The sequence below is a fragment of the Bdellovibrio bacteriovorus str. Tiberius genome (genome assembly GCF_000317895.1).
Taxonomy (GTDB): domain Bacteria; phylum Bdellovibrionota; class Bdellovibrionia; order Bdellovibrionales; family Bdellovibrionaceae; genus Bdellovibrio; species Bdellovibrio bacteriovorus_F.
Window position 1 is genome coordinate 3,020,040 of the sequence record NC_019567.1, and the last position, 24,929, is coordinate 3,044,968.

General features: G+C 49.6%; 20 protein-coding genes. 8 read left to right on the forward strand and 12 right to left on the reverse strand.

The window, feature by feature from the left end; genetic code table 11:
* Positions 1-56 precede the first annotated feature (56 nt).
* On the forward strand, positions 57-1,571 hold the full coding sequence (locus tag BDT_RS14370; protein ID WP_015091972.1) for an acyl-CoA dehydrogenase family protein: 1,515 nt from the start codon (positions 57-59) through the stop codon (positions 1,569-1,571).
* Positions 1,572-1,590: 19 nt separating this feature from the next.
* Here the strand turns inward: BDT_RS14370 and BDT_RS14375 are convergent, their stop codons facing one another.
* From BDT_RS14375 to BDT_RS14405, 7 genes are all read right to left on the reverse strand, one after another.
* Positions 1,591-2,439: a hypothetical protein gene (locus BDT_RS14375; RefSeq protein ID WP_015091973.1), complete on the reverse strand. Its 849-nt coding sequence runs from the start codon at positions 2,437-2,439 to the stop codon at positions 1,591-1,593.
* Between the two features lie 4 nt (positions 2,440-2,443).
* Positions 2,444-4,015 carry a hypothetical protein gene (locus BDT_RS14380; RefSeq protein ID WP_148278854.1) on the reverse strand — a complete coding sequence of 524 codons (1,572 nt, stop codon included), beginning with the start codon at positions 4,013-4,015 and terminating at the stop codon, positions 2,444-2,446.
* 46 nt (positions 4,016-4,061) lie between these two features.
* A complete protein-coding gene (locus BDT_RS14385; protein WP_015091975.1) occupies positions 4,062-5,342 on the reverse strand; it encodes a hypothetical protein in 1,281 nt (426 codons plus the stop codon).
* 46 nt (positions 5,343-5,388) lie between these two features.
* Positions 5,389-5,991 carry a hypothetical protein gene (locus tag BDT_RS14390; protein ID WP_015091976.1) on the reverse strand — a complete coding sequence of 201 codons (603 nt, stop codon included), beginning with the start codon at positions 5,989-5,991 and terminating at the stop codon, positions 5,389-5,391.
* On the reverse strand, positions 5,991-8,735 hold the full coding sequence (locus BDT_RS14395; RefSeq protein ID WP_051026318.1) for a hypothetical protein: 2,745 nt from the start codon (positions 8,733-8,735) through the stop codon (positions 5,991-5,993). The genes BDT_RS14390 and BDT_RS14395 overlap by 1 nt, the downstream gene beginning before the upstream one ends.
* 9 nt (positions 8,736-8,744) lie before the next feature.
* Positions 8,745-9,278 (reverse strand): hypothetical protein, encoded by a 534-nt coding sequence (locus tag BDT_RS14400; protein WP_015091978.1) that lies wholly within the window; start codon positions 9,276-9,278, stop codon positions 8,745-8,747.
* Between the two features lie 200 nt (positions 9,279-9,478).
* Complete coding sequence (locus BDT_RS14405; protein ID WP_015091979.1) at positions 9,479-12,400, reverse strand: collagen-like protein; 2,922 nt, start codon at positions 12,398-12,400, stop codon at positions 9,479-9,481.
* A 298-nt stretch (positions 12,401-12,698) separates the two neighbouring features.
* Here BDT_RS14405 and BDT_RS14410 point away from each other — a divergent pair, with 298 nt between their 5' ends.
* A complete protein-coding gene (locus tag BDT_RS14410; RefSeq protein WP_015091980.1) occupies positions 12,699-13,313 on the forward strand; it encodes a hypothetical protein in 615 nt (204 codons plus the stop codon).
* Entirely contained in the window at positions 13,288-14,232 is a 945-nt protein-coding gene (locus tag BDT_RS14415; RefSeq protein WP_015091981.1) for an HTTM domain-containing protein, read from the forward strand. Before BDT_RS14410 ends, BDT_RS14415 begins: the two co-directional genes overlap by 26 nt.
* A gap of 43 nt (positions 14,233-14,275) precedes the next feature.
* Here BDT_RS14415 and BDT_RS14420 read toward each other — a convergent pair whose 3' ends face one another.
* From BDT_RS14420 to BDT_RS14430, 3 genes are all read right to left on the reverse strand, one after another.
* Complete coding sequence (locus tag BDT_RS14420; RefSeq protein ID WP_235046145.1) at positions 14,276-15,229, reverse strand: HTTM domain-containing protein; 954 nt, start codon at positions 15,227-15,229, stop codon at positions 14,276-14,278.
* On the reverse strand, positions 15,207-15,782 hold the full coding sequence (locus BDT_RS14425; protein ID WP_148278855.1) for a hypothetical protein: 576 nt from the start codon (positions 15,780-15,782) through the stop codon (positions 15,207-15,209). Before BDT_RS14425 ends, BDT_RS14420 begins: the two co-directional genes overlap by 23 nt.
* A 131-nt stretch (positions 15,783-15,913) precedes the next feature.
* On the reverse strand, positions 15,914-16,171 hold the full coding sequence (locus BDT_RS14430; protein ID WP_041577912.1) for a hypothetical protein: 258 nt from the start codon (positions 16,169-16,171) through the stop codon (positions 15,914-15,916).
* A gap of 279 nt (positions 16,172-16,450) precedes the next feature.
* On the opposite strand from BDT_RS14430, the gene BDT_RS14435 reads away from it, so the two are divergent.
* Positions 16,451-17,323, forward strand: a complete 873-nt coding sequence (locus tag BDT_RS14435) for a murein L,D-transpeptidase catalytic domain family protein (RefSeq protein WP_235046146.1) — start codon at positions 16,451-16,453, stop codon at positions 17,321-17,323.
* A 66-nt stretch (positions 17,324-17,389) separates the two neighbouring features.
* Here the strand turns inward: BDT_RS14435 and BDT_RS14440 are convergent, their stop codons facing one another.
* Positions 17,390-18,790: a mannose-1-phosphate guanylyltransferase/mannose-6-phosphate isomerase gene (locus BDT_RS14440; RefSeq protein ID WP_041577913.1), complete on the reverse strand. Its 1,401-nt coding sequence runs from the start codon at positions 18,788-18,790 to the stop codon at positions 17,390-17,392.
* Between the two features lie 206 nt (positions 18,791-18,996).
* Between BDT_RS14440 and BDT_RS14445 the strand changes: the two genes are divergently transcribed.
* On the forward strand, positions 18,997-19,992 hold the full coding sequence (locus BDT_RS14445) for a lysylphosphatidylglycerol synthase transmembrane domain-containing protein (RefSeq protein ID WP_015091987.1): 996 nt from the start codon (positions 18,997-18,999) through the stop codon (positions 19,990-19,992).
* Between the two features lies 1 nt (position 19,993).
* On the opposite strand, the gene BDT_RS14450 is transcribed toward BDT_RS14445, so the two are convergent.
* Entirely contained in the window at positions 19,994-20,977 is a 984-nt protein-coding gene (locus tag BDT_RS14450; RefSeq protein WP_015091988.1) for a D-glycero-alpha-D-manno-heptose-1,7-bisphosphate 7-phosphatase, read from the reverse strand.
* A 96-nt stretch (positions 20,978-21,073) separates the two neighbouring features.
* Between BDT_RS14450 and BDT_RS14455 the strand changes: the two genes are divergently transcribed.
* From BDT_RS14455 to BDT_RS14465, 3 genes are all read left to right on the forward strand, one after another.
* Positions 21,074-21,598 carry a DUF2062 domain-containing protein gene (locus tag BDT_RS14455; protein WP_015091989.1) on the forward strand — a complete coding sequence of 175 codons (525 nt, stop codon included), beginning with the start codon at positions 21,074-21,076 and terminating at the stop codon, positions 21,596-21,598.
* Between the two features lie 12 nt (positions 21,599-21,610).
* Positions 21,611-23,566: a TIGR03545 family protein gene (locus tag BDT_RS14460; RefSeq protein ID WP_015091990.1), complete on the forward strand. Its 1,956-nt coding sequence runs from the start codon at positions 21,611-21,613 to the stop codon at positions 23,564-23,566.
* A 197-nt stretch (positions 23,567-23,763) separates the two neighbouring features.
* Complete coding sequence (locus BDT_RS14465; RefSeq protein WP_051026319.1) at positions 23,764-24,867, forward strand: hypothetical protein; 1,104 nt, start codon at positions 23,764-23,766, stop codon at positions 24,865-24,867.
* The last annotated feature ends 62 nt before the right edge of the window (positions 24,868-24,929 follow it).

Below are 24,929 nucleotides of genomic sequence, written 5' to 3' on the forward strand. Positions count from 1 at the left end.
GGCGAGGTGCCCGACATGTTCTTGAGTTCTCCCTATGAAAGAATAAAATTCATGGTATGAAAAACTTTTACCAAGACGGCCCCCAGCTTTCGAATACCTTCCGCTCCGATGAAGCCCTTCAGAAGATCCTGAAGTCCCTGTTGCCAGTAGAAGCTCAGAAAGTGGCTCTTCCTCACCTTGAACGTCTCGGTGAACGAGCCGTCACTGACATGCTGACTTGGGCCCAAGAAGCTGAATCCCAGCCTCCGGTTCACGTTCCTTTTGACCCATGGGGTCGAAGAATCGATGACATCAAGACATCTCACGGCTGGAAAGCTCTGGAAAAAGTCGCCGCCGAAGAAGGCATCGTTGCCACCGCCTACGACCGCCGCTTTGGCGCAGCTTCACGAGTCTATCAGATGGCGTTGCTGTATTTGTATTCTCCAAGCTCAGCGATCTTCTCTTGCCCTTTGGCGATGACGGACGGAGCGGCCCGTGCGCTGGAGCTTTACGCCGATGACGACCTGAAAGCCCGCGTGCTGCCTCACCTGCTGTCCCGTGATCCAAAGACTTTCTGGACGGCCGGCCAATGGATGACGGAAAGAACCGGCGGCTCTGATGTCAGTGGCACTTCCACTGATGCACACCCATTCACTGGCACCAGCGAATTTGGCGCGACCCATTCCCTGCATGGGACCAAATGGTTTACTTCCGCGACGACGTCACAGATGGCGCTGACTTTGGCCCGTCCTGATGGCGCGGCGGCCGGTTCCCGCGGTTTAAGTTTGTTTTTCCTGGAACTTCGCAATGACAAGGGCGAGCTTAATCACATCCAGATTCACCGCCTGAAAGACAAACTGGGCACCAAAGCCCTGCCGACCGCCGAGCTGAGTCTGCAGGGAACTCCCGCCCGTATTATCGGCGGCGTGGGCGAAGGTGTGAAACGCATCGCCAGTGTTTTGAATATCACCCGTATTTATAATTCCATCTGCGCTGTCGGTCACATGCGACGCGCTTTGGATCTGGCGCAGGATTACTCCGGCAAACGCCAGGCATTCGGAAAGCTTTTGAAAGACCATCCCCTGCACCTTTCAACGTTGAATGCATTAGAAGCGGACTTCCGCAAGTGCATCGCCTTTAGCTTCTTTGTGGCAAATCTTTTGGGGAAAGAGGAAGTCGGTGAAGCCTCGGCTTCTGAAAAGATCCTGCTGCGGGTTCTGACGCCGATCCTGAAGTTATATACCGCAAAGAAATCCATCCATATTTCCAGTGAAGTCGTCGAGATGTTCGGCGGTGCAGGCTATGTGGAGGACACCGGCATTCCCCGCCTGCTGCGTGACGCGCAGGTGTTTTCTATCTGGGAAGGCACCACGAATGTGCTGTCGCTGGATATGCTGCGTGCCTTTGAACGCGATCAGGCCGGACAGATTCTGGAACAGTTCCTGGAGCGCTCTGCGGCTGGGGTTGAGGGACTGGGTCGCTTAAAAGCACTAATGGCCCTGAGTCCTGAAGAAAAAGAAACGCATGCCCGCGACATTGCTTTCCTGATTGCCGATTTGACAGCAGGATTCGCAGTAAAAAGTTATTTATAGGACTCAAAGAAAACAAGGCTCACATAGAGCCTTGTTTTTTAATAGACAAACTTCCGTTGAATGACGTTGTCGCCAAAGCATCGCGTTTCAAATCCTTGCCAGAACGTTCTTTAAAGCGGACTTCCACCACACAGAAGCGAGGGACTTCGTGGGCCACCTGATTCAGAGGCATTCTAATCTTTTGATAACCGATTTCCTTCGAGCTTCTTTCATCCACCCGCTTATAAACTGTCTCGGTACGGATGAAATCAGAATACAAGTCGCCATAATTAGGACTGGAGTTCGGCTGACGAGGACTTCCGCTTTGCCCACGATATCTCAGATCGCAGGCATACTTGATTTCCACTGAATCCAAGGCGACCGCGTAAGCACTTCCCTGCAAAGTGAAATCCAAACCGTAAGTCCCCAATGACTGATCAGTTCCTGAAGTCGCAAAAGGCCCTTTATAGCAGTAGGTAAAACCATACTCTGCGCCCAGAATCTCGCTTCCCAGTTGCACTTCCAGACTGTTCAGCTTGCCTCCGAATAAGTTTCCGTCATCCACAAACTGCTTCCACTGCGAAGTGCTGTGAATGGCTTGAGCCGCTCCGTCTGAATGAGTGGCCACTATCTGATTTCCTATCATTTCTTTGGAATAGCACTGACAGGGACCATCCGTTGGCCCGACGCGGGTCGGATCGCAGGATTCTCCGGTGCCCAGGTTCAGACAAATCTGCTCTGTGGATGACGAAGAGCTGCGAATTTTGGCATTGCAGGCATAAAGCTCCTCTCCCGTCGTCGGATTCAATGACGAGCCCATGATACTGCCAGTACTGGCTCCGGAACTAAGCGAAAAAAGAAACAACAGAGCAAAAACAGAGTTCTTCATACTTCTATCTTTCGCACTTCAAAGTGGCAAAACCGCTGGTTTTATTATCATAATTTCCGCCCAGAACACCTCGTTTGGAAATGGACAGGTTCAACAGTTTCTGCGCACCGGTTTCGGGATCTTTTTCCCCGACGACAAATTCCACAACGTACTTTTGATGAAACTTCTTGTTTCCGACCTTCAAGCAGGTGGTTTTGTCATCGCAGACACGGTCATAGTACGGAGGCCATATCTGGCTCTTAATAATGCCATCCAAGCCACGAACAATCTCTCCCAGGGATACGCCCTGATTGTGTCGTACCAAAGAGCCCACTCCACCGAAGGAAGGCAAAACCCCCAGATTACTCAAAGAGGAAATATTCGGGAAAATGTCGATTCCAACCTCTGCGTCTTCTGTCGCATACATATTCAGAAGCATTTGTCTGAAACCGCTCAGGAAGATAGCATAGTCATCTGTCGGATTCTGCATTGTAACGACAACTTTATAGCGCCCCCCTTTTACCAAAGGCCCTTCTGACAGTCTGAACTTCATTCCAGGCACAAGCCCCTGCCAGTTTGGCGGCACCAAGCCGCCATCCCACCATTCATCAATCAAAGTCTGTTTGGTTTTCCCAACCTGATAAAGCTCCACCTGACCGAAGAAAGGCTGGGTATAATTCGAGGCACTGGCGCACTCGTTCCCCACACATTTTTCAGGTGCGAAGTTGGAAACCAGGAACTTCAACTGCAATTCGGAGGTGTCGGACTGTTGTTTGATCTCAATATCAGAAATATCGGATTCGACGCTATAGTCTGTGACAAATCGCGGAGTCGTGGGACCGTAGTCCTCCGTTAACTTCAAAGTTTTCGAATCTGGTGCAATATTCAAATGAAGCAGGCGACTTCCGATATGAGTCAGGTCCTGACTGTTTCCGGTATCGTCCCCGGCAATCAAAGTATTTAATTTTGCATACATATCCTGGGGTTCGATCCCCAGTTCCTGCAAATACAACGGATCAAGACATTTGCCTTTGAAAACCGGTTGGATTGCGAATTTATTTCTGCCGCGAACCTTTAAGAAGCACATATCGCCAATCAAGGTCACTGCCCCGTCTTCTTCACGACGGATTTGGCAGAATTCCTGATTTTCTTTGGCAATGATAGGTTCACCACCGACATCAACTACCCGGACGTCGAAGCATGATCTGATAAACTTGTACTGACGCAGTAGACTGGCCGTAGCCCTGTCCTGCTTAAAATCTCCCAAGACCTGGGAGTTATTGATACTGCAATTTCTTGCCGCATGATCACCAAAGATACTGGTATTAATGCCCGTGTTGGTTGTATCCCAAAACGCCGAGCCCAAGGAAATCATTAAAAAACGGCCCGCATCCTTTTCACATTTATCCACCAGGGTCGATGGAATCAGCTGTCGGCCTGTATAATCCCCCCAGCTTTGATTCGCCGGGGAGATTTGAATCTCGATCTTTTCATCAGTATCAGCCACGCATCCGCCGGATGCGTGAACTGATTCTGCCATAGTTAAAGATACAATCAGAAGGAGCAGACGTCCCAAGATTCGTAACTCATTTTTCATAGAACCACCAATTTTAGTCATATCTGTTCCTTCTGATATCAATTAACTATTTGCAGTTAGGGCAGTTTCCATCAAGATCTGCCATTTCGATTTTCGTGTGAGTGCAGATGTTTGCACCGTGTTTTTGCCATTTGCGCAGTTTAGGATAGTGACCCAGACCGTCTTTTTCCTTGAAGATGTAGCGAACTTTACAGAATTTCGCTGCTGCACCTTTGTTGTACTTATCAAGATAGATCGGAGTGTTTTTATCGATCGTCTGCACGAAGTTCGCACCGCTGATCAGATCTTTGATATCACCAGCAAGATACTTGGTGTGATTGCTTACTGGATCGTCAATGTCAGTGATGTCGTTGTCGAACTGAGGAGTGTTGCTTCCGTTTGGATGCTCATCAGTGTCGCTGCAGTTGCCGTTTTCACAGTTTTGAGTCTGAGAAGTACAGATCAAGTGTGCTTGAACTTCAAGGTCTGCGAAGTCGCTGTAACCTTTACCGTTGTACTTGTGACCGATGTCTGTCAAAGAGGCTTCAGCGATGACTTTGTAAGCCGCTTTGTAGTGGCTGTAGTCAATCTGAGAACCGCGGTAGCAGATATCCACGAAGTATGCCGCATTGTATGTTTCACTGCCCAGATTGAAGGACAATTTATCCAATACTCTGTCGAACGCATCAACTTCACCGAATAGTGTCGCGAAGTAAGGGCTTACACCGGAAACTTTGTCAGTGTGAGGATCTTGACGGTCTTCCCACTTAGTCCAGCTTGCGTGAACGTAGTTACCGAATTTACGACCTTCTTGAGTGGAGCACACGCAAGTGTTGCCGTTGCCGCCACCGTTACCGCCACCTGGATTGGAACAAGTTCTGTCCTGAGAATTGAACGTGTGACCAGATGTTTTACAGGAAACATCGCAATAAACGAATTTGCCAGGACCAGCCTGATCTTTTTCGTTACCCAAAACGCCCGGAGGTACGTTGCTTGCGTGAGTCGGAGTGCTAACCCAGTTACGACCTGCAGCCTCACAGCTGGATTTCGTATTCAGTGGTGTATTGGACCACGTAGCCAGGTTCTGGATAAACTGCGGAGTTGGCTTAGAGCCGCCTTCACAATCCAAGCCATCACACTTAGGCGTACACGCCGTGTTCGTGCCTTCATAGTAACAGATCTTTTTATCGCCATAGGTGTCGCCTTTAGTCAGCAAACCCGCATTACAGGGATAGATGCTTGGACCCGAGCTGTTCACTCGGAAGCTATAGTTGACCTGGATGGCGTTTGCCTGCATCGCCACCAAGGTGACGGCTGTAGTAGCCATCGCTTTTAACAAACGTTTCATGTTGTCTCCTTCCCATTTAAGGGTGTTGTTGTAGTAAACTGATAAATCAGTTCATTTTAAAAATTAAAGGTGCACTTAAAGGACGCTGACCGAAGCCTGGCTGTCGAGGCTGAACCTCGAAGGCAGAAGTCTGGCCGACATTGTTGCGACAAAGCACATAGCTCAGTGCCATCGGCTGATGAACATCATCCAGTTTCACAGCCAGCAGAGTGTTTTCGCCGGTCTCGCCACAGAAAAAGCGAAGTTCCTTGGTAAAGGCTTCTCCGCCGACGGGGCTGTAATAGTTAAAGACGCTTTTCAGATCCAGCATCACGTACTTTTCAGTCCCCAGAAAGCGAATCAGATCCTTGCGGTCGTTCACTTCTCTGGAAATGGCATAGACTCTGGAAATCTCGGTGAAAAGCTGGCGCAGTAGTGGCGATGTTGTCCCCGCACAGTTACGGCAGTAAGGCTCGGGTCTTTGGCAGGCCGTCGCGTTCTGGCAAAGGCTTTGACAATCCCCTGATGATGCCGTGTCGCAAGTGACTTTGGTCACTTTTGCATACTGCCCGCCTGGCTGTTTGGCGTAAGTGCTTTCGACCAAAAACGCGTGGGCGGAAAATGATAGAAGTAAAATCAATGTCGCAATGGTTCCAATCAACTTTTTCACTAGAAGCCCCAGAAGTTATGTCCGATGGTTTGACGACAGTCTTTGCTCATGCCGTACATGCCCCCGAACTTTTCATAAGTTTTGAACTTCTTCCCATCTTCAGAGCAGCTGTACTTCACGCGCACTTTACCGTCGCAGTAGTCGGACTGAATGATCACGGCAGAAGACGGCGTGGTGTTGCCATTGGCATCTGTCAGCTCTTCAAGCTCCAGATGCTTCACTTTGTTGCCTGTGTATCTTTCGAAGTAATCAGCGGCCTTGGCGGCGCAGACATTCTGATAACAACCCACACCAGCAGCCAATTGGTCCACACAGTGATCCGGGATCGTGCCGTACTTTTTATAGGTCTCGACCACTCTGTTCACATCCACTTCCTGCAGACGAGGAATATTGACCTTGTCTTTTTTGGCAGTGATGTAGCGATGAATGCTGCGGAACAGGTAAACACCCAGTTTGATCGGATTCAAAGGCAGGCCGCCTGTTGACACTGCCGCCCCCCCGGCAACACCCACAAAATTGATGGAACAACCACCGCAATAGGACTTGCTTACGTGAGGGCTGGTCTGAAGACTGCCATTGGATTCACCAATCACCGTCCCGTTGTCGCGGATCTTACAGTAGTTCACCGAGATCCCGTTAAAGGCATAGAAGCTGAAGTCTTTGGCACTGTTCGGAGCAATAGACACCGCACACGGAGCACCCAGCAATGGACCGAAGTCCGCCAAAAGAGCCACTTCCATTTTTTCTTTCTGAATCTTAGGGTCAAATTTTACAGCCCCGTTTTTGATCATCGCGTTCAGGCTTGTGACCTTGGGTGGCTTGAAGTCCACATCTATATATAGAGGCAAAGCATTCCAGCCAAACAAAGCCGTGCTGGCCAAATCAGCCATCAGACGCTTGTTCGCACGACGGGTCTGATACCAGGGATCATATACCTTACATGCTTTCAGATCGGCGTAAGGGTTGAAAACGTCAGGCGTAGAAACCGTCGAATTGACCGGCAGGAACGCATCCGCGTACTTAGCGACAGCATAAAGATCTACCATGGACTTAATAAGACGACGTGTGCAATCAATCGCAGAAGCACAGATGGAGTTCCCTGGATCGCTGACACGAGTGGCATCCCACACCAGCAACGGCGCCCCAAACTTCATCGGCTGAATATCAGCAGCAATCGTCGCCGGAGGCGCCACACCCAAAAGCTCACGCGCCCACGCATGGAAGCCGCTTCTGTTCACTGTGTATCCAGCCGCATTCCAGATCTTTTCACGTTCCAGTGAATCACAGAATGCAACCACGGTTTCACTGACTTTATCAAAGTACCGGGTGGCATCTGCCAACTGAACTTGGGAACCTTGAAACGAACGCTGCATGACATCCAGCTGTTGAACCTTATCAATGCCAGTTTTCATAAAGTCCAGACGCTGGTCCCCTGCCAGACGTGCCTCAGTACACAGGTAGTAAAGTTCATCACGGTGCTGGTTGGAATAGGTTTTGGCAAAAGCCAGTGGTTTTACAAACTCCCCCAGTTCAACTGGAGTCATAGCGCCGGCCACGATGTTCAGGAACTGGATGGCGCTTTGCACACGATTTTTCATCGATCCGCGGGCTGTCACGTAATTCTTGCGGAAGTTCTCGACCCAGTCCGAGGCATCTTCGTAGCTGCGGGTTCCCAGGAAGTCATCATTCACATCACGGGGACCACGATTCACAACATCGTCTTCAGGACCTTTCGGAACTTCTTTGCGATGCTCGGTTTCATTGCCGTCCGGACGCGCCAGTTCGCGAATGCTGTTCATAGAAAGAGTGGCGGCATCGCACTCGGGCTTTTCAATGCTTTTACAGCCGTTGGGAATCATCATAATGGATTCTTCAAGGGCGATGGAACGGAACATCTGACCGTACTCAGGCGCCACCTGAAGCGGGATATTGGAATATCTCCAGGCAAAAGAAAGATAGATTTTTACGCTGTTCCAGAAATCGAATCCGACAGAGCCGAATTCCACAGCACGAGGAATTTTTAAATCAAGCTGGATAATGGAATTACGCGAATCCAGGGTCGCATCAGCACTTTCACAGTCCGTGATGTACTTGTCTTTAGTGATTGCCGCCTGGGCCACAGAAAGAAGGACTGACTTGTCCACCTCTACTGAATTCAACTGCTCTTGAAGGGCCGAGAACCTTTTTACATAGAAGCAGGCCACACGATCTGTCTTTTTCATGGACATAAAGTGGGTGCCATTGAACTTATCCAGACTTTCCCAGCGCAGTCCGGCCCCTTCCGAGTTATCCCAGAGTTTGGAAAGATAGCCGTTCAACTCAGGACAATAGGTCTTGTTCTGACATTTTTCAGCAATGGCATTATAGCCGGTCAATGCCGAAGTCTTCAGATTGGTCGGAAGAAGTGGAAGCTGTCCGGCCATCAGCTTGTTCATAATCACTTTGGTAAGACGGGTTACTGCAATACGAAACTGCTGCATGCCCTCGGCGCTCATCGCTTCAGCATTGGAGCCGATATTTTTACCAAGGGAATAAACCATCTTTCCCGCATTGTATCCATCCACCACGATAAATGCGGACTCGGTCGGAATCTCAGAGTCTACGGCGCATTGCGCACGATTTGTAATTCTCAATTTATTCAACTGAACCTGAGATGTGGAAGTCGTTTGTGCATCGGCACCCACCGCCATCATCCAGATCACTGTCATCAACACAATTTTGCCCATAGACCCTGCATTATTCATTTAAAACCTCTAATTAAGACCGGTGCCGCAAGAGCTGACTTTGTTCAACATGGTTGTATAGAACAAAACCACTGTCTGATCCGCTGGAGAGAAGTTTCTCTTCACAGAGCCATCAGAGTTCACCATGTTGTACAGGTACGTATTTACGAAGCGATAAACTGCAGGTGTGACCAGAAGATTGGAACGGCACTTGTAGTTTTTGTAGGTCACTGTGATGTTTGCATAGCCATTGCTGTTGTTGTTATTGCCGTTGTCATAGTCGCCAATGTAGATTGTATCCCCTTCGCCGCCGTTCGCCCGACCGTAGCCAACCTGGAACTGCACAGTCCATCCGGATCCACTGCTGTCCTGCCCGACGATTTTACAAAGATTGCCTGAACAGGCGATCGCCATTTCATTCTCAATTTTCTTCTGCAGTTCTGCTTCAGAGTATTGAGGAAGTGGACGTGGATCGAATTCTCCAGTGCCATCATCAAATTCATTCGCAGTCGCCTGCATCGTTGTCGCCAACAAAACCCCTGCAAGAAGCGCCTTGAGTTTCATAACTTCCCTTTCCCATTCCGTGATTGGAATTTGTTTTTTGGTGCGAAATAATTTTTACCAACTTGATAAAAGTAAATTCAAACTACAGATCAGCAATTAAACAGAATGTAATTCTCGCCCGCAGATGTTCGGCGAAAAAAAAGAAAAGGCCGCTGGTGTTCACCAACGGCCTTTTGCGAGAACACTTGTCTAACCGGGGGCTAGAAAGTGACTGGCATCATGTGCGGAATTTTTCCTGCATCGGAGTTTCCGATGATCATACCGCGCACTTTGGAGTGACGTGTAGCTGGCTGGAACGGAAGGCCTTTGTAGTTCGGGGATTGAACTGCAGGGACCCAGCGTCCGGAACCGTCCACCATCCATTCACGGAAGTACATGTTGATGTGAGTACCTTCAACCAAGTAATCAATGGTGGTGCCCGCACCCGCAAGGGCCATCGCCGCGCGGAATGTGAACAGATTCTCTGCCATACCTTCACCGAATGCGCCATAAGCGGCCGCAAACGCCTTAGCATCGGAGTTCATCGTTTTGTACATGGTTTTCAAAGCATAGTACATTTTGCTTGCAGCCTCGGCCGTTTTCTTGGTCGTGACGTTCACGCAAGAACCCGGAATACGAGATCCGCCATCCATCATGCACAGATCGTAAGGATCGTTGCGCTCGTTGAAGTAGGAGTAGATCTGATCCGTGGACTTGTCGATGAAGGCATCCTGACTCATGGTCTGAGCCGCTCTCATCAGTCTCATGGTGTTTTCGTCACTGAAGTTCACGTTGAATTCAATGCCGGTATAACCCAGATCTGCATCAGGCACGCCCACCATCAGGGAATCCAGGCCGGTCTTTTTAACCAAAGCATAGATGCCGGATCTTAGACGCTTGCCGTTGGCGCTTTCATGCTTGAAGGCATAAGAATAAGTACCAAACATGCTTTCCATGCGTGCTTTGCTGTCCCAGTTCTCAACCGAGTATTTCGCTCCGTAGAACATGAAGTCTTTTTCTTTGTGCTTGAACCAGAAGCGGCTGTCTTCGGAATCAGAATAGATACCGTAGTTCACAACTGCTGTATTGCGGTCCAGATGCATTTCAGAAGTGGTGTAAGAATTGATCTTACCTTTGCTGTACGTTTTGTCCCAAATGATCGGCAAAGCCAAAGATTTGCTGACAACACGGCCCGTCGCAACGGATCTGAAGGTTTCAACTTTTACCACCGGTGCGCGCTCAACCAAGTTTCTTGGTTTGTCGGCTGACAGTGTTTCTGACGCCAGAACGTTACCACGGATCACGTCTTCGTAAGCTTTGCGGCCAGTATCGGTCGTCAAATCAAACAAGAACGAGAACCCATCGTCTGAAGATCTGAACTCACTCAAGCTTAAAGTCAGGATGGATACGTTGGTGAACATCGAGAAGCTGTTCAGCTTACCTTTGGACATTTTTACGTAAGCACGCTCAGAGCCGACTTTTTCCACGTAAGTTTCCCAAGTACCGTTCGCCAGTTTCGCCACCCCTGCACCGATTGGACCGAAGCCCGCGCCTGCAGAGAAGATGATTCCTCCGTGACCGATGTAGGTGATGCTGTCACCTGGATCCCAAGTGTCCAGATCTGCTGCATCCTTAGGTACAGACCAGCGACCACCCATATTACGGGCTTTGTCCAGAGTGCTCACATAGCGAACAGACTCTGTCTCTTTGCCCATGATTGGCAGAACGCCGACATAACCCCAGAAGTGCTGACGCAAACCTGTCGCATTGTCGAACCAGAAACGCACCTGAGCACCCAGACCCACTTCGATTGCGCCGTAGACAGTTTTTTGGAAACCATCACGGTAATCGCCATAGATCAATGTATCGGAAGTCGGACGGTAGTCATACTTCACGATGGATGTCGGCTGCACATTTCTGAAGTGCGGAGTCAGATTCACGATGTACTGACCATAATCGAAGCTCAGATGGAACAGAGGCTTCAATTTTGCTCTGAGTTTGTTTTTCTCTTCTTCTTTGAATCCAGTCGAGCTGGAGGACGTCGCTGTGGACTCTCCGGTCGTTGATGTCGAAGTGGAGGTTGAAGACGAGGAAGAACTGGATGACGTTGTCACTTCACCTGTCGTGGACGTTGTCACAGAAGTCGACGTTGCCGTCGTTACTGTGGTCGCCGTATCAGGATTGTAAGTGGTGGCCGTCGAAGTTGGTCCATAAGTACTTGTGCTTGGACCATAAGTCGTTGCAGTCGTATAACCAGTGGACTGATGACCTGTTGTGTAGCCAGTGCTGTAACCCGTACTGTAACCCGTGGAATAGCCAGTTGTGTAGCCGGTGCTGTATCCAGTTGTATAACCAGTGGAATACCCAGTCGTGTCACCTTTATGGCCGTTAGTGCCATAATTGCCCTTGTGACCATTGTCACCTTTATGACCGTTATCGCCTTTATGACCATTGTCTCCACGGTCCCCATTGTTACCGTAGTTGCCCTTACTGCCTTTATCGCCGTGATCACCGTTGTCGCCGTTGTTGCCATAATTGCCTTTAGAGCCTTTTTCACCACGGTCCCCGTTGTTACCGTAGTTGCCTTTACTGCCCTTATCGCCGTGATCACCATTGTCGCCGTTGTTGCCGTAATTGCCTTTAGAGCCTTTCTCACCACGGTCACCATTGTTGCCGTAATTGCCTTTATCACCATGGTCACCATTATTACCATAGTTGCCTTTACTGCCCTTATCGCCGTGATCACCGTTGTTGCCGTAATTACCTTTATCACCATGGTCACCATTGTTACCATAGTTGCCTTTATCGCCCTTGTTCCCAAGAATGCCGTGGTTTCCTAGAACACCATGATCACCGTTATCTCCGTGGTCACCATTGTTGCCATAGTTGCCTTTGCTACCTTTGTCACCATGGTCACCGTTGTTCCCATAGTTGCCCTTGTCCCCTTTGTTGCCGTTGCCGATGATCCCTTTGGTACCATTGCCCCCAGGCGTTGAATTCCAATTTACGAATCCGCCTTGGCCTCCGGTTTGGATCAATTGAGTATTTTTCGTGACGGTTTCAGATGGTGCATTCGCAAAAGCGACGTTTGCAACCATTGTCATTCCCGCCAGGAAAATCACCTTCCCTGACTTCCCACCCATTGCATTCTCCTTTGTAACCCCGTCCGCAAAAATTGAAGATGTTCAATCTTCGCAGGCAAGATCGGTTAAATTCTGTTCGAGCTGACAAAATTTTTAGAATGCAGGAATTATTATTGGCACTTTAATAAATCATAATTTCAGCCATTTAATTAACACATTTTGAAAGTGTCATACGACATCCGCCGTTTCGTTTTTTATTTGAAACAACAATTTTCTTTCAAATCCGTAAAGAACTTTTGCAAAAGAACTATGTTAATAACCACAAGAACCAACTGACTCCAATGAAGGAAAAAGCCTTATGAAATTGAAGGAAGACCTGAAATTCATCTTCAAACAAGGAAAGAAGATTCTGATAATGAGCTTCTTCACGTTGAATGTCGGCATCATGATTGTCGATGGACTGCCCGATCAAAGCACACTCGGTGAGCGATTCATCAAAGCCGTGCGTCGCTATCAGGCCATGGTGATGCTTTACCAGCCCTGGGCCATGTTTGCCCCAAACCCGATGAACACCAACGCCCATATCGAAGCTGACCTGATCTTTGAAGACGGTTCAACCGGCGTCTGGAAAATGCCTCGCCCGACAATCATGCAGGGACCGCGAAAAGTGCTGACCGGAGATCGCTATCGTCTGTTCGGTCAGGAAACCCTGCTGCCGAAAGAAAATGAACTGGTTTGGTTTGATGTGTCCCGATTTATCACCCGCGAAGTGATGGAAGCTGAAACACACGGAAAAAACCGAGTTCTGAAAGAAGTTGTCTTCAAAAGATATCAAAGCCGCGTGCGACCTCCGCCAGAGGCGCCGTTGATTCCTCACGGGACTATGAGCACCAAATATGACACTGAAACCTTGTTCGTCTATAAACCGACCTTCGAAAGGATTCGCCATGAAGCTAAAAACGATCTTCAATAATTTCGAAGAATTTTTGTTCAAACCCCAGCCTGTCTATAGTGTTGCCCTGATGCGAATCGGCCTGGGTCTGATCTTATTGTTCAACTGGCTTATGCTTTATGCGGATCTGGATATCCTTTTCGGCCCCGATGGGATGGTTTCACTGCAGACCGCTCAACAATACGGAAATCCCTTCCGCTATTCTTTATTTGATTATATGCCGAACACGTCGAAGGTGACTCACACCCTGGCCTTCATCAATCTGCTGGCCGTTCTGGCCATGACGTTTGGTGCCTGGACCCGCACCGCCATCTTTGTTGCCTTTGTGACTTTGATTTCATTTCACCACCGCAATGGCTTTGTCATGAACAGCGCCGACTCGGTTTTAAGAAACTTTCTGTTTCTGCTGATGTTCACCCCCTGCGGCGATGCCTTCGCTATTGACCGCTGGCGTTTGCGCCTAAAAGGTCAGGCCCCTGAGGTGCCTGCAGAAAAAGCTCCTTGGGCCCTGCGCATGATCCAAATCCAATTCTGCGTTATCTATCTGGCCACGGTGATGTTCAAAATTAAAGGCGATCGGTGGGTCGACGGCACGGCCGTATATATCGCCACCCGACTGGATGACTTTGTCCGCTTTGAACTTCCACTGCTGAACAATATGATCTTTATCAAATACCTGACCTGGTCCACGCTGCTGGTGGAATTTGCCTTGGGAACTTTGGTGTGGATCAAAGACCTTCGTTACTGGATTCTGCTGGCCGGAGTCGGATTGCATCTGGGAATTGAGTACACCATGTCGATCCCCGTCTTTGAATGGGCGATGATTGTGGTGATGGTCAGCATGGTGGATTCACGGGATATCGAGCGCTGGATGGAAAAACTTCGCAAGTACCGCCAGCAAGCCCGCACGGCACAGACTCCCCAACCACAAACCACATAAAATCAGGACATAAAAAAAGCCGCTGTTCCCAGCGGCTTTTTATTTATTTGGATTTAACCAGGATCAGCGGTCTCCAGGCCAGAATGCTTGAAAACAGTCTGCCCTCTTTCGCCAGGGTCAGCCAGTCTTTCAGATCTTTTGGGTCCACCATGCAGATCATCGTGATAATCATGATCCATTCAAACATCGGGATATTCATCGAAAGCTCAATCCCCAGATGCAGTCCAATCCCGGCCAGAATCACCCAGTACCGCAGCTCGCGAATCCAGATCAGCGTCCCCAAGGCAAACTCCACCAGCAGCGTGGACCAGGTCAGGAACTTGATCACCACAAGACTGTTCAAAAGCCCCAGCGGCATTCGGACAAACTCATCAAGGCGTGTGGCGACATACACCGCTGTACCATCCGCCCATAAGGGCCCCTTCATCTTGAACATCACCGTGGCGATATAAATGACGCTGAATTGAATCTGCATCAACCGCAGCCCCCAGGGGGCCTTTTCCAAAGGCTCTGCCGGGGCCATCCCCTTGCGCACCTGCCACCAACGATCCAAGGACAGCCAGTCCCCACACGGAGTCAGGAACAACAAAAACAGGAAATTACGAATCACGATATCTGAACTGTTCAAAACAAAGACGTTGCGGTTATGAAACGAGATCAGGGTGAAAAACGCCAAAGCAATCGAGGTGCGGGTGAAAACTCCGAACAACACCCCTATCACCGCCCCCAGATGAACCAAGGCAACCAATGCCGGCACACGTGGGTCTGGCGGAAGCAGATCAAACAGACTAAAACGGAACGCCCCTGCCATCTTCAAAGAGCTTTCCAAAGAGAAAATCCCCTCGACTCCCCAGAAGGTGTCCAGATGACTCCACACCATAAACCAATTAATCAGCAGCACCACCCCGAATAAAACCCGCAACAAAGCCACGGTATGCACCGGCTGGGGCTTAAAGAAAAAATCATTCAAACCATTAGTGAGCGTTGTTAGCTTCATAACGAGGCCCTCCAGTCGGCTTAAAGTGGAAAACACTTTCGCTGTTATAATCCTTGCTCATCTGACCATGAGGTATGAACACCTGGGTCGGCGGTTGAACAGTGCTGGTATGACGATAGAAATAAAGCTGTTCAAATTCACGCTTGCACCCGAACTGTTCCAGCTTAGCCACCTCGCGCGCCACATAGCGGGAAAGATCAAACCACAGCTCTGACTTTTCCATCGGCAACAGATTGTCCTGCTGGTACTTGCGATAACGTTCACCGGCCGTGAAACGATCCCAGCCATCCAGCTGTGACGCCCGCGGGAATGTCCATTGTTCTGTCGAGCCATCTTTGAATGTGATCGTGGCCGTTAGATACGAGTTCACTGAGGCTGGATTGGGAGCAAACATGCTCCAGGGTTGATCCAACCCAAAGAAAACCTGATACGGAGAAAGAGCCTGCAGAATGCGGTCACCGACTGCACTCCGGTCTGGCAATGCCGCCGTGACCATCATCACGATGTGACCAGTAATAAAGGCTGAAATCAGAACCTTCTTGAGTGCCGCCATGGCGAACCCCCTGTTGTTGTTGACCAACATCAGGGTTTATCCGAGCCGCCCCGCCTGACACAACAGCATTCAAGCGCATCTAAATTAAGAATTCATCAGCTAGATTTCAGCCCTTTAAGACAAGACAAAAACTACTTCTTTTTGCTGTCGCTTTTGATTTCCACCGTGTCTGCGGCCATCGTGTATTCAATCGTCACCTTCTGACCGACCTTCAAATCACCCGTCACTTTGGTGTTCGGGTTTCTTTCAATCTCCCAGCGGTCGCTGCCTTTCTGCACGATAATGCGGGAATCAGAAAGCTCAACAATCGGACCCGTCACCTGATAGGTCTTCGCCGCAAAAGCACTCATTGAAAACAACATTGCGCCCAGTACAACTATGAATTTCATGTCAGCTCCTTGTAAGAGTCGTGTTTGATTATTATTAGAATCACCCTTGGAAAAACCTCAATTCCGAACCCCTAAAAGTGCCTAAGAGCAGAGAAAATGGGGCTATTCTGGAACGTCACCGAACACGCGTCTATTTTATATACAGGGGGACTTTTAGCGGCACCATGCTCCCGTTCAGATCAAATTTAGGACACTAAAACAGGTAAAAAAGCTGGCACATGCCTTGTAAGGAAGGTTCATGGAATTATTGAATCCTCACGTAATTGAAAGTTGGAAAGCATGAAGAAACTTGTGACCGCCCTTATCATCACCCTTGCCAGCATCCAAAGCTATGCTGACAGCCTGTATGACAAGAAAATCAAAGACGTGCGCATTTACGACATGTTTAAAAAGCAAGGCGTGCCTGAGGCGGCTTTGCAAAGAACTTTCGAATTCCTGGATGTCAACGCCGGCAAAACCGTCAAAATGAAGGCGAAGATCCGCGGTCGCGAAAAGACTTACATGAGCACTCGCGATGTCACTATCAAATCTGAATTTGTCGCAGTTATTGATTTCTCAAAACCTTCCAGCGAAAGACGCCTTTATATCATGAACATGCAGACCGGTGGCGTAACCAAGCACTTCGTGGCTCACGGCAAAGGCTCTGGCGTAAATGTGGCGGCGAAGTTCTCTAACATCGATGGTTCCAAGATGTCTTCCCTGGGTCTGTACCTTGGTGGCAACACGTACTATGGTGGTCACGGTGAATCTTTGAATCTGTACGGTTTGGAAGCTTCCAACAGCAATGCGGCTGAACGTGACATTGTCGTTCATGCAGCAAGCTACGTTTCTGAAGACTACGTAAAAAGCCAGGGCCGTCTGGGCCGTAGCTGGGGTTGCCCGGCAGTTGCTCCCGGCATTATCAAAAGAATGCTGACGAACTTCAAAGACGGTGGCCTGGTTTACGCCTACCATAAAGATCTGACAGCCAGCACCCAGAAGGATCCAACCCTGCAAGTCGTGCAAGAGCACGTGGAAGAGGTAGACATCGATCTTCCGGAAGAAGAAGAAAGCGTTCGTAAAAATCCAACGGCAGCAGCTCCAAACACCAGCGGCCTGCCAACCGGAAATGCCGAAATTCTTTCAGTCCCACTGGAAGATTCCAGAGACTAAAAAACAAAAAGGGCTGCAACCGCAGCCCTTTCTTTTTTCCTAAATCCAATCTCAAATTTTCAATATCTAATTTCTGCTGTAATCGTCCTGATAACGGACGATATCGTCTTCACCAAAGTAGGTTCCCAATTGAACCTCTACAAACTCCAGCATCTCGCCGGAATTATTGCGCATGCGGTGCTTCGCCCCCAGTGGGATATGAATGTGACTGCCAGCCTTCACCGGGATCACCTGATCATTCAGAACCACTTCGCCGGATCCCTGAGTGATCGTCCAGTGCTCTTCACGTTTGGCGTGAGACTGATATGACAACTGGGAATGCGGGTTCACGCGAATAACCTTGGATTTGAAGTTTTCCGTATCCTTCAGGATTTCGAAATAACCCCAAGGACGATACTCATAGACATGCTCTTTCACCAGTGGGGATTTGGCTTGAGTCAAAGTCTCAACCACATGGCGCACATCCTGAGACTGGCCTTTTTTAACCAGCATCAGGGCGTCCTTGGTATCCACGACGATCACATCTTCCAAACCAATCATGGAATAGTTCTTATTCGGATCGCCAAAGACAAAGTTATCCTGTCCTTTGACATTGATGATGTCCTGCCCTTTTTGCAAAGCAGCCACGGCATCCCAAGAACCCACATCACTCCAACCAAAGTCCGCCGGCACACAAGCCAGTTCCGCTTCGCTCAGTTTTTCCATGATCGCATAGTCAATAGAAATGCTTTGAACCTGAGCATAGATATCACCCAGGTTGGAAGCATCGGCCTTCAAGGCTGAAATCTGATTCCACAAAGTCGGCTGATGTTTTTCAAACAGACCCGCCATATGAGAAACTTTGAAAACAAAGATCCCCGCATTCCAGCTGAAACCACCTTGAGAGATAAATTCTTCCGCTTTTTTCAGATCCGGCTTTTCATGGAATTTCACCACGGAATAAGCCTTCAACCCCATTTGATCTTTTAAGCTGGTCGTCTTGGTCTGAATATAGCCATAGCCAGTTTCTGGATATGAAGGCGTGATGCCCAAAGTAACCACGCGGTTTTCTTTCGCCACGGTGGAAGCAAATTCCACAACTTTCAGGAAAGCATCTTCTTTGGTGATCAGGTGATCTGACGGGAAGACCCCGACGATCTCGTCCCCTTTACCCTGATCCAGTAAAAGCTTGCACAGGGCCGCCACGGCAGGAGCGGTGTTTTTGCCCGTTGGCTCGTAAACAACCTGAACGGCTTCGCCTTGGTTGGCCTTAACACCTTCGCCTTGGTTGGCTTTCAGATTCAGTTCAGTCAACGTCTGCAGGGCCTTGGAGGTTACGATCCAGGGGCTTCCCATACGCATACATCTTTTCAGGGTCAGAGTTTGTAAAGGCTCCCCGAAAATGTCGCAAAATTGTTTGGGCATCTGCTGACGGGATACGGGCCACAATCGTGTTCCGCTTCCTCCCGATAATATAACCGGTATCAAAACTACCTCCGAGATCAGTCCTCAATCTATATCACCAAAGGCAGTTTCTGAGTAATTAAGACCTTACAATGGCTCAATTCGTCAAAAAACTGAGGCTTTTTAGCTGCTTAAAAGGCCGCCTCAAATCGAATTTAAGCCCCCCTAAATCTTTGCACACCTTTACTTCGAGGTAGAGTTCCGCCCCAAATTCAAGTAAGACAATGCCCATGGTTAAACACACCAAAAAGCTTTTGGTTCAGTCCTCTAAGATTCTTTTTTCAGCCGGCATCATCTACTGGCTGATCCAATCCGGAAAGCTGAACTTCTCTGCCCTTAAAAATCTGCTGACTCCGACCACGGCGTCCGTTGCATTGCTTTTGGTTTTGCTGAACCTGTTCCTGGCCAGCGAAAGATGGCGCACCCTGATCCGTTCCCAAGGCATGAATGCGGGTCCTTTGAAGGTCTTTAAGCTCAGCCTGATTGGTTCATTCTTTAACTTTGCCATGCCCGGCGGGGTCGGCGGCGATGTTATCAAAGCTTACTATTTCACCCGGGCCAATCCCGGTTCCAAAGTCATTGCCGTGACCAGCGTCCTGATGGACCGGGTGCTGGGACTGTTTGCCATGGTTCTATTGGCGCTGCTGGTGATGCTTTATGACCTGAACCACATCATGACCATCCCGACCCTGACGACATTGTTCTGGTTCATTCTGGCGCTGTTCTTTGCGTTTGTGATTGCTCTGGCCCTGATCTTTTCGCCAAAGATCTACAAGACCTCGCTGCTAAAGCGCGTGATCAACAAACTGCCTTTGTCTGAAAAGTTCATGAAGCTTTATGAAAGCATGCACCTTTACGGCAAAGACGGAAAACGCTTCATGCTGGTGCTGTTCCTAAGCCTTCTGTCCCAGGGCTGCTCGATTGTGTTTTTGATCATTGCCGGCAATGCGGCAGGCTTCACGGAGGTCGCAGCGAAAACCTATTTCCTGGTGGCGCCACTGGGGTATATGGCGACGGCGATCCCGATTTCTCCAGCCGGTGTCGGTGTCGGTCAGGCGGCATTCTATTTCCTGTTTAATATCTATAACGGATCAACATCTGAAGTCGGTCCAACTGTGATCACGGCCTTCCAAGTCACCACCTTCGTGGTGAGCTTGCTGGGTGCCTTCTTCTATCTGCGTATTAAAGAACGCGTGGATGCTTCCACACTAGAAGACCTGGGCTAAATCAAAGCGTCAGGTCCGAGAGTTTTTCCAAAACCGTGAATTTGAAATTGGAATACGCAGCCTGATGCGCCTGCAAAGACTTCACTTCTTTGTCGGTTTTTTCTGAAGCCAGCAGGTACAAACGCCCCACCCCGGCAGCAAAAGCCGCCTTCAGGTCCGAAGCACTGTCACCAACCATCACGGATTTCGCCATATTCACACGCAGCTTGCTGTTCACTTTCAGCAGCATGCCGTTGCGAGGCTTGCGAAGTCCCGCCAGCAAACGCCCGCGAGGACTGCCCGCTTCATCAATAAACGCCGACCACTCGCAGTCGTCAATCCACGCCCCTTGCTGGGCTAAAAGCTGCATCATACGCTGATGCACGGACTGATACTGAGACCAGCTGATCCAGCCTCGCCCCAATCCGGACTGGTTCGTCACCAGCGCCACCCAATAAGACTGCGCATGGGCTTTGTTAATCAGCTCGCAAATGCCCGGCAGCAGCTGAACTGCTTCGGGGTCTTTGTTATAGGGAACGTTCTTAACCACCACATCATCGCGATCCAGGAACAGACATCCTGCCCCGTGCTCGCCATCCAGTCCCTGCAGCGCCGACCATTGCCCCCAATGGGCTTTCAAAGCTTGCAAAATCAGCTGCCACTTGTGCAGGCTTAAATCAGCAAAGGTATAGTCCCACTGATGGGATTCAGCAGACGATGCTTCCGCCCCTAACAAGACCCGTTGACCATTCAGAATTGCATCCACAGAAGTCAGGACAGATTTTTGGTTGGACTGGAACAAGACCAGATCTTCTGGACGTGTGACATACTTTTGTGCCAGCAGATCTTCAGCTGTGCGTGTGACAAAAGGAATTTCCCCGGCAAAGTCCTGCACCAATGGCTGCTGCCATTGCGACAATGTGGCCGGATTCTGATCTGCAATAAAGACCAGACTGCCACCCAGTTGAACTGTTTCAACAATCAAAAGTTCCAGGGGATGTGACATAGAGGCCCAGTTTACGACAAACCGCCCCTTGTGTCCTCGGGTTTCTACTTGCCGCCTTGCATTTATGCTTATTAAAATTCCTGCAGGAGGAAATTCATGACGGCCCTACTGAAGCAGATTTTTAATTTTCTAAAACTCCTCAACTCGGACACCGGAACCAACCAACTGGCCTCGGGCCTGTCGCTGGGACTGATCCTGGGGTTTTCCCCGTTCATCTCCATTCAGACTTTCGCGGTCTTTGCGATTATCTTTATTTTCCGCGTGCAGATTGGTGCAGCCTTCCTGTCGGCGTTCTTTTTCAAGTTCGTGGCCTTCATGTTTGACGGACCGGCTCACCACCTGGGTAAAGCCGTGCTTGAAAACGAAAGCCTGAAACCCCTGTTCACCACCATGTACAACATGCCGCTGGTGCCAATGACCCGCTTCAACAACAGCATCGTGATGGGATCCATGATTGTGTCCATCCTGCTTTTGCCGTTTGCATTCTTCGCCTTCAAAGCGCTGATCCTGAAATATCGCGCCACCGTGGTGGCACGATTCAAAGGCACGAAGTTCTGGAAAGCCTTCACGGCAACCAAGCTTTACAACTGGTACTGCACTTACGACAACCTTTACGGCTAGGACACACAGCACATGACAACACCTGAAACAACACCCGTAAAAAAGAAAAAAGAAAAAGGCCCGATCCGCTGGGAAGCCATCATTCCGTTTGTGATCATCTGTGCGGTTATTGGATTGTACTTCCACTTCTTCTTCGACTCTCACCTGCGCAAGGGCATGGAATGGGCCGGATACAAAGCTGTCGGCGCCGAAGTGAACATCGCCAAAGTTGAAACCAGTTTCTTCAACGCCAGCCTGCGCATTCAGGGCATCGAAGTGACTGACGCAGAAAAGCCAACCCACAACTCTTTGAACATCGGCGACATCCGCTTCTCAATGCTGTGGGACGCCTTACTGCGTGCGAAAGTGGTCGTGAATGAAGCCGCCGTTGAACAGATCGCCTTTGGCGTAAAGCGGGCCCGTCCGGGTCGCGTGGCTCCGCCAGAGCCGGTGTCCAACGAACCAGGCCTTGCTGACAAACTGAAAGAACAGGCCATCAACGAAGCCCAGCAACAAGCCGGCGACAGCGTTCTGGGTGACGTGATTGCGATGCTGACGGGCACTGACGCCAACGTGCAACTGCAAAAGCTGCAGGATTCATTGCCGTCCAAAGCGATGCTGGAAAATTTTGAAAAAGAACTAAAAGCCAAACAAGCCACTTGGGATGCGCGCATGAAGTCTTTGCCTCAAGGTAAAGATATCGAGGCTTTGAACAAGCGCCTGAACGCCATCAAGTACAAAGACTTTAAAACTCCGCAGGAACTGCAGTCTTCTTTGCAGGAACTGGATAAAGTCTTTAAAGATGGCGATGCCATGTACAAACAGGTGCAAGGCGCTGGCAATGATCTGCAAAAAGACCTGAAAGCACTTGAAGCCCAGTACAAGGAAATCGAAAAGCAGGTCAAGGCCGACATCAAAAGTCTTGAACAGCATTTCCGCATTCCAAAGCTGGATGCCAAGTCCATGTCGATGGCGATCTTCAATCGCTATCTGGGGCCGTACAAAGCCAAGTTCTTCCGTTACAAGGCCATGGCTGAAAAATACATTCCGCCAAACCTGCTGAATAAAAAAGAAAAGGACCCGGAAGACATCCCACTTCAGCCGCATCCACGTGAAAACGGGATCAGCTATGAATTCGGACGGCCGAACTCGTATCCTTTGGTGTGGATCAAACGCACAGCGGTCAGCTCTCAAGCGGGCTTGACTCCGGATGCGGGGAACATCAAGGGTGAGATTCTGGATATCACAACCCACCAGAAACTGATCGGCAAGCCGACCGTAGCCTCTTTGTCCGGGGACTTCCCGTCCAAGGAAATCATGGGCTTCCTGGTACGCCTGTCTTTGGACAACACCAAGCCTGACAGCATCGTTGATTATCGCTTCAAGGTGGATTCGTACTCGATCGAAGGCAAAGAGCTGGTGCAGTCCCCTGACGTGCAGATTGCCTTTAATAAAGCCAAGGGCAGCATCGGCATCGAAGGCAAGCTTGTGGGTCTAAAGAACATCACGGTGAACATGGACAACAAGTTCACGCAGATCGAATACGCGGTGGGATCCAAGAACGAGATTGCTGATCAGATTCTAAAGGCCGTCTTTGCCGGCATCCCGGTAGTGACGCTGAACGTGGATGGTCAGGGCACGTTCCCGAATGTTCCTTTGTCTATCAACTCCAACCTGGGACCTGAGCTGCAAAAAGGATTCGAAAAGCAGATCCAGGCCAAGATTGACGAAGCCCGCAAAAAGATCGAAGCCTACGTCAATGAAGAGATCGGCAAACAGCGGGCCCGCGTGGAAGCCGAGATCAACAAACTGCGCGGCGATCTGGACAAGGAAATCAAGAAAGCCGAAGGCCAGTTGAACGAACAGAAAAAACAAGCTGAAGCCCGCGTGAATCAGGCGAAAAAAGACGCCGAAAACCAGGGCAAGAAGCAGCTTGAAAAAGAAGGCCAGAAAGCTGTCGATGATCTGAAGAAAAGATTCGGACTTTAAGATTTGAAATTTTCTGCCAACGCAAAAGACACCCCCAAAAAGGGTGTCTTTTTTTGTCTAATTTTTCAGCACGGTCCTGTAAAGATCTTCGGCAGTAACTTGTAACTTACTGTTTTCACTTATCAATTTTCCTCACTTTTTCACTTTGCCTCTGTTTTAGGCATTCACTTTCTGCTAGCCTTGACGATGAGGTAGGTATGAAAGCATCGTTCAAAACACATTTAGCAGTTTTAGGTTGTGTGATTGGAACCCTTTCCGCGGGTTGCGCGAAAATGAATTTTGCGCCCGTCCCTGAGCAGGACACCACCGCGGTTACACCGCCCACCACGACTCCCAGCAAAACAATCTCCACCAGCGAGGTCGTGGCTTACGGTAATAAGCAGGTCGACTTCCTGTTTGTACTGGATGATTCCAATTCAATGCTTCCCGAGCTTAAAAAACTCGCGGCCCGCATGGGCACCTTCGTAAGCTCTCTGGATGCCAGCAATATCGACTGGCAAATGTGCCTGACGACCACCAGAGGCGTTAATTCCGGTGGCTCCCTAACCTACGGCAGCCCTTATAATTGGGCCAACTATGCGCCCGTTGGCGGGGCTCCGGCCTATATCCTTAAAAAAGGGACCGCCAACCTGAACACCATCTTTAATTCCACTATTGATACCCTGGGTATTGGGGGTGGCAGCTCCGGGGATGAACGCGCAATCAAAGCCGCCCATGACCACTTTGAAGCCGCTGGCGTGCATGGTTGCTATCGTCCGGGAGCCGCAATTTCGGTGATCGTGATTTCAGATGAAGACGAACGATCTGTGGGCGGCGTGGCTTCCCGCGTGAAAGCCAATGATGCTGCCGGCGTGCTTTTGCCGATGGAGGCTTCCGACATGCCAGCCAATCTGGTGGCGAAATCCAAAAGTGTCTTCGGCCCGGATGTGCGCTTCACTTTCAGCTCGATCATCGTGAAACCCGGCGACACCGCTTGCGAAGCTGAACAGGACAAAGACACTTCGCCTAGTCACCCGGGCTACTTCTATGAGGAAGCGTCCAAACTGACCGATGGTGGCGTGGGCAGTATTTGTGATTCGGATTACAGTGCGAATCTGAACACATTCAAGGACAAGATCGTGAACTCGCTTTCCAACTTGAATCTGGAATGCGAACCGGTTCCTGAAACTCTGAAGGTCAGCATTGATGGTTTGAATATCCTGAACTACAAAATCGAAAAGAGCGTTTTGAAGTTCACTTACGCCCTGATTGAGGGCACCAAGATCGACCTGCAATACGACTGCGTAGAGGGGATTCCTTAGCAAGGCGACGGCATTCGCCGCGCGCTTCACTGCCTTTAAACGACAAAAGCCGCTCTCTCGAG

What these genes read in the sequence shown, in the direction of transcription:
- BDT_RS14370 (WP_015091972.1), top strand. Translation starts at nt 57, where the DNA reads ATGAAAAACTTTTACCAAGACGGCCCCCAGCTTTCGAATACCTTCCGC.
- BDT_RS14375 (WP_015091973.1), bottom strand. Translation starts at nt 2,439, where the DNA reads ATGAAGAACTCTGTTTTTGCTCTGTTGTTTCTTTTTTCGCTTAGTTCC.
- BDT_RS14380 (WP_148278854.1), bottom strand. Translation starts at nt 4,015, where the DNA reads ATGAAAAATGAGTTACGAATCTTGGGACGTCTGCTCCTTCTGATTGTA.
- BDT_RS14385 (WP_015091975.1), bottom strand. Translation starts at nt 5,342, where the DNA reads ATGAAACGTTTGTTAAAAGCGATGGCTACTACAGCCGTCACCTTGGTG.
- BDT_RS14395 (WP_051026318.1), bottom strand. Translation starts at nt 8,735, where the DNA reads ATGAATAATGCAGGGTCTATGGGCAAAATTGTGTTGATGACAGTGATC.
- BDT_RS14400 (WP_015091978.1), bottom strand. Translation starts at nt 9,278, where the DNA reads ATGAAACTCAAGGCGCTTCTTGCAGGGGTTTTGTTGGCGACAACGATG.
- BDT_RS14405 (WP_015091979.1), bottom strand. Translation starts at nt 12,400, where the DNA reads ATGGGTGGGAAGTCAGGGAAGGTGATTTTCCTGGCGGGAATGACAATG.
- BDT_RS14410 (WP_015091980.1), top strand. Translation starts at nt 12,699, where the DNA reads ATGAAATTGAAGGAAGACCTGAAATTCATCTTCAAACAAGGAAAGAAG.
- BDT_RS14415 (WP_015091981.1), top strand. Translation starts at nt 13,288, where the DNA reads ATGAAGCTAAAAACGATCTTCAATAATTTCGAAGAATTTTTGTTCAAA.
- BDT_RS14420 (WP_235046145.1), bottom strand. Translation starts at nt 15,229, where the DNA reads ATGAAGCTAACAACGCTCACTAATGGTTTGAATGATTTTTTCTTTAAG.
- BDT_RS14425 (WP_148278855.1), bottom strand. Translation starts at nt 15,782, where the DNA reads ATGGCGGCACTCAAGAAGGTTCTGATTTCAGCCTTTATTACTGGTCAC.
- BDT_RS14430 (WP_041577912.1), bottom strand. Translation starts at nt 16,171, where the DNA reads ATGAAATTCATAGTTGTACTGGGCGCAATGTTGTTTTCAATGAGTGCT.
- BDT_RS14435 (WP_235046146.1), top strand. Translation starts at nt 16,451, where the DNA reads ATGAAGAAACTTGTGACCGCCCTTATCATCACCCTTGCCAGCATCCAA.
- BDT_RS14445 (WP_015091987.1), top strand. Translation starts at nt 18,997, where the DNA reads ATGGTTAAACACACCAAAAAGCTTTTGGTTCAGTCCTCTAAGATTCTT.
- BDT_RS14450 (WP_015091988.1), bottom strand. Translation starts at nt 20,977, where the DNA reads ATGTCACATCCCCTGGAACTTTTGATTGTTGAAACAGTTCAACTGGGT.
- BDT_RS14455 (WP_015091989.1), top strand. Translation starts at nt 21,074, where the DNA reads ATGACGGCCCTACTGAAGCAGATTTTTAATTTTCTAAAACTCCTCAAC.
- BDT_RS14460 (WP_015091990.1), top strand. Translation starts at nt 21,611, where the DNA reads ATGACAACACCTGAAACAACACCCGTAAAAAAGAAAAAAGAAAAAGGC.
- BDT_RS14465 (WP_051026319.1), top strand. Translation starts at nt 23,764, where the DNA reads ATGAAAGCATCGTTCAAAACACATTTAGCAGTTTTAGGTTGTGTGATT.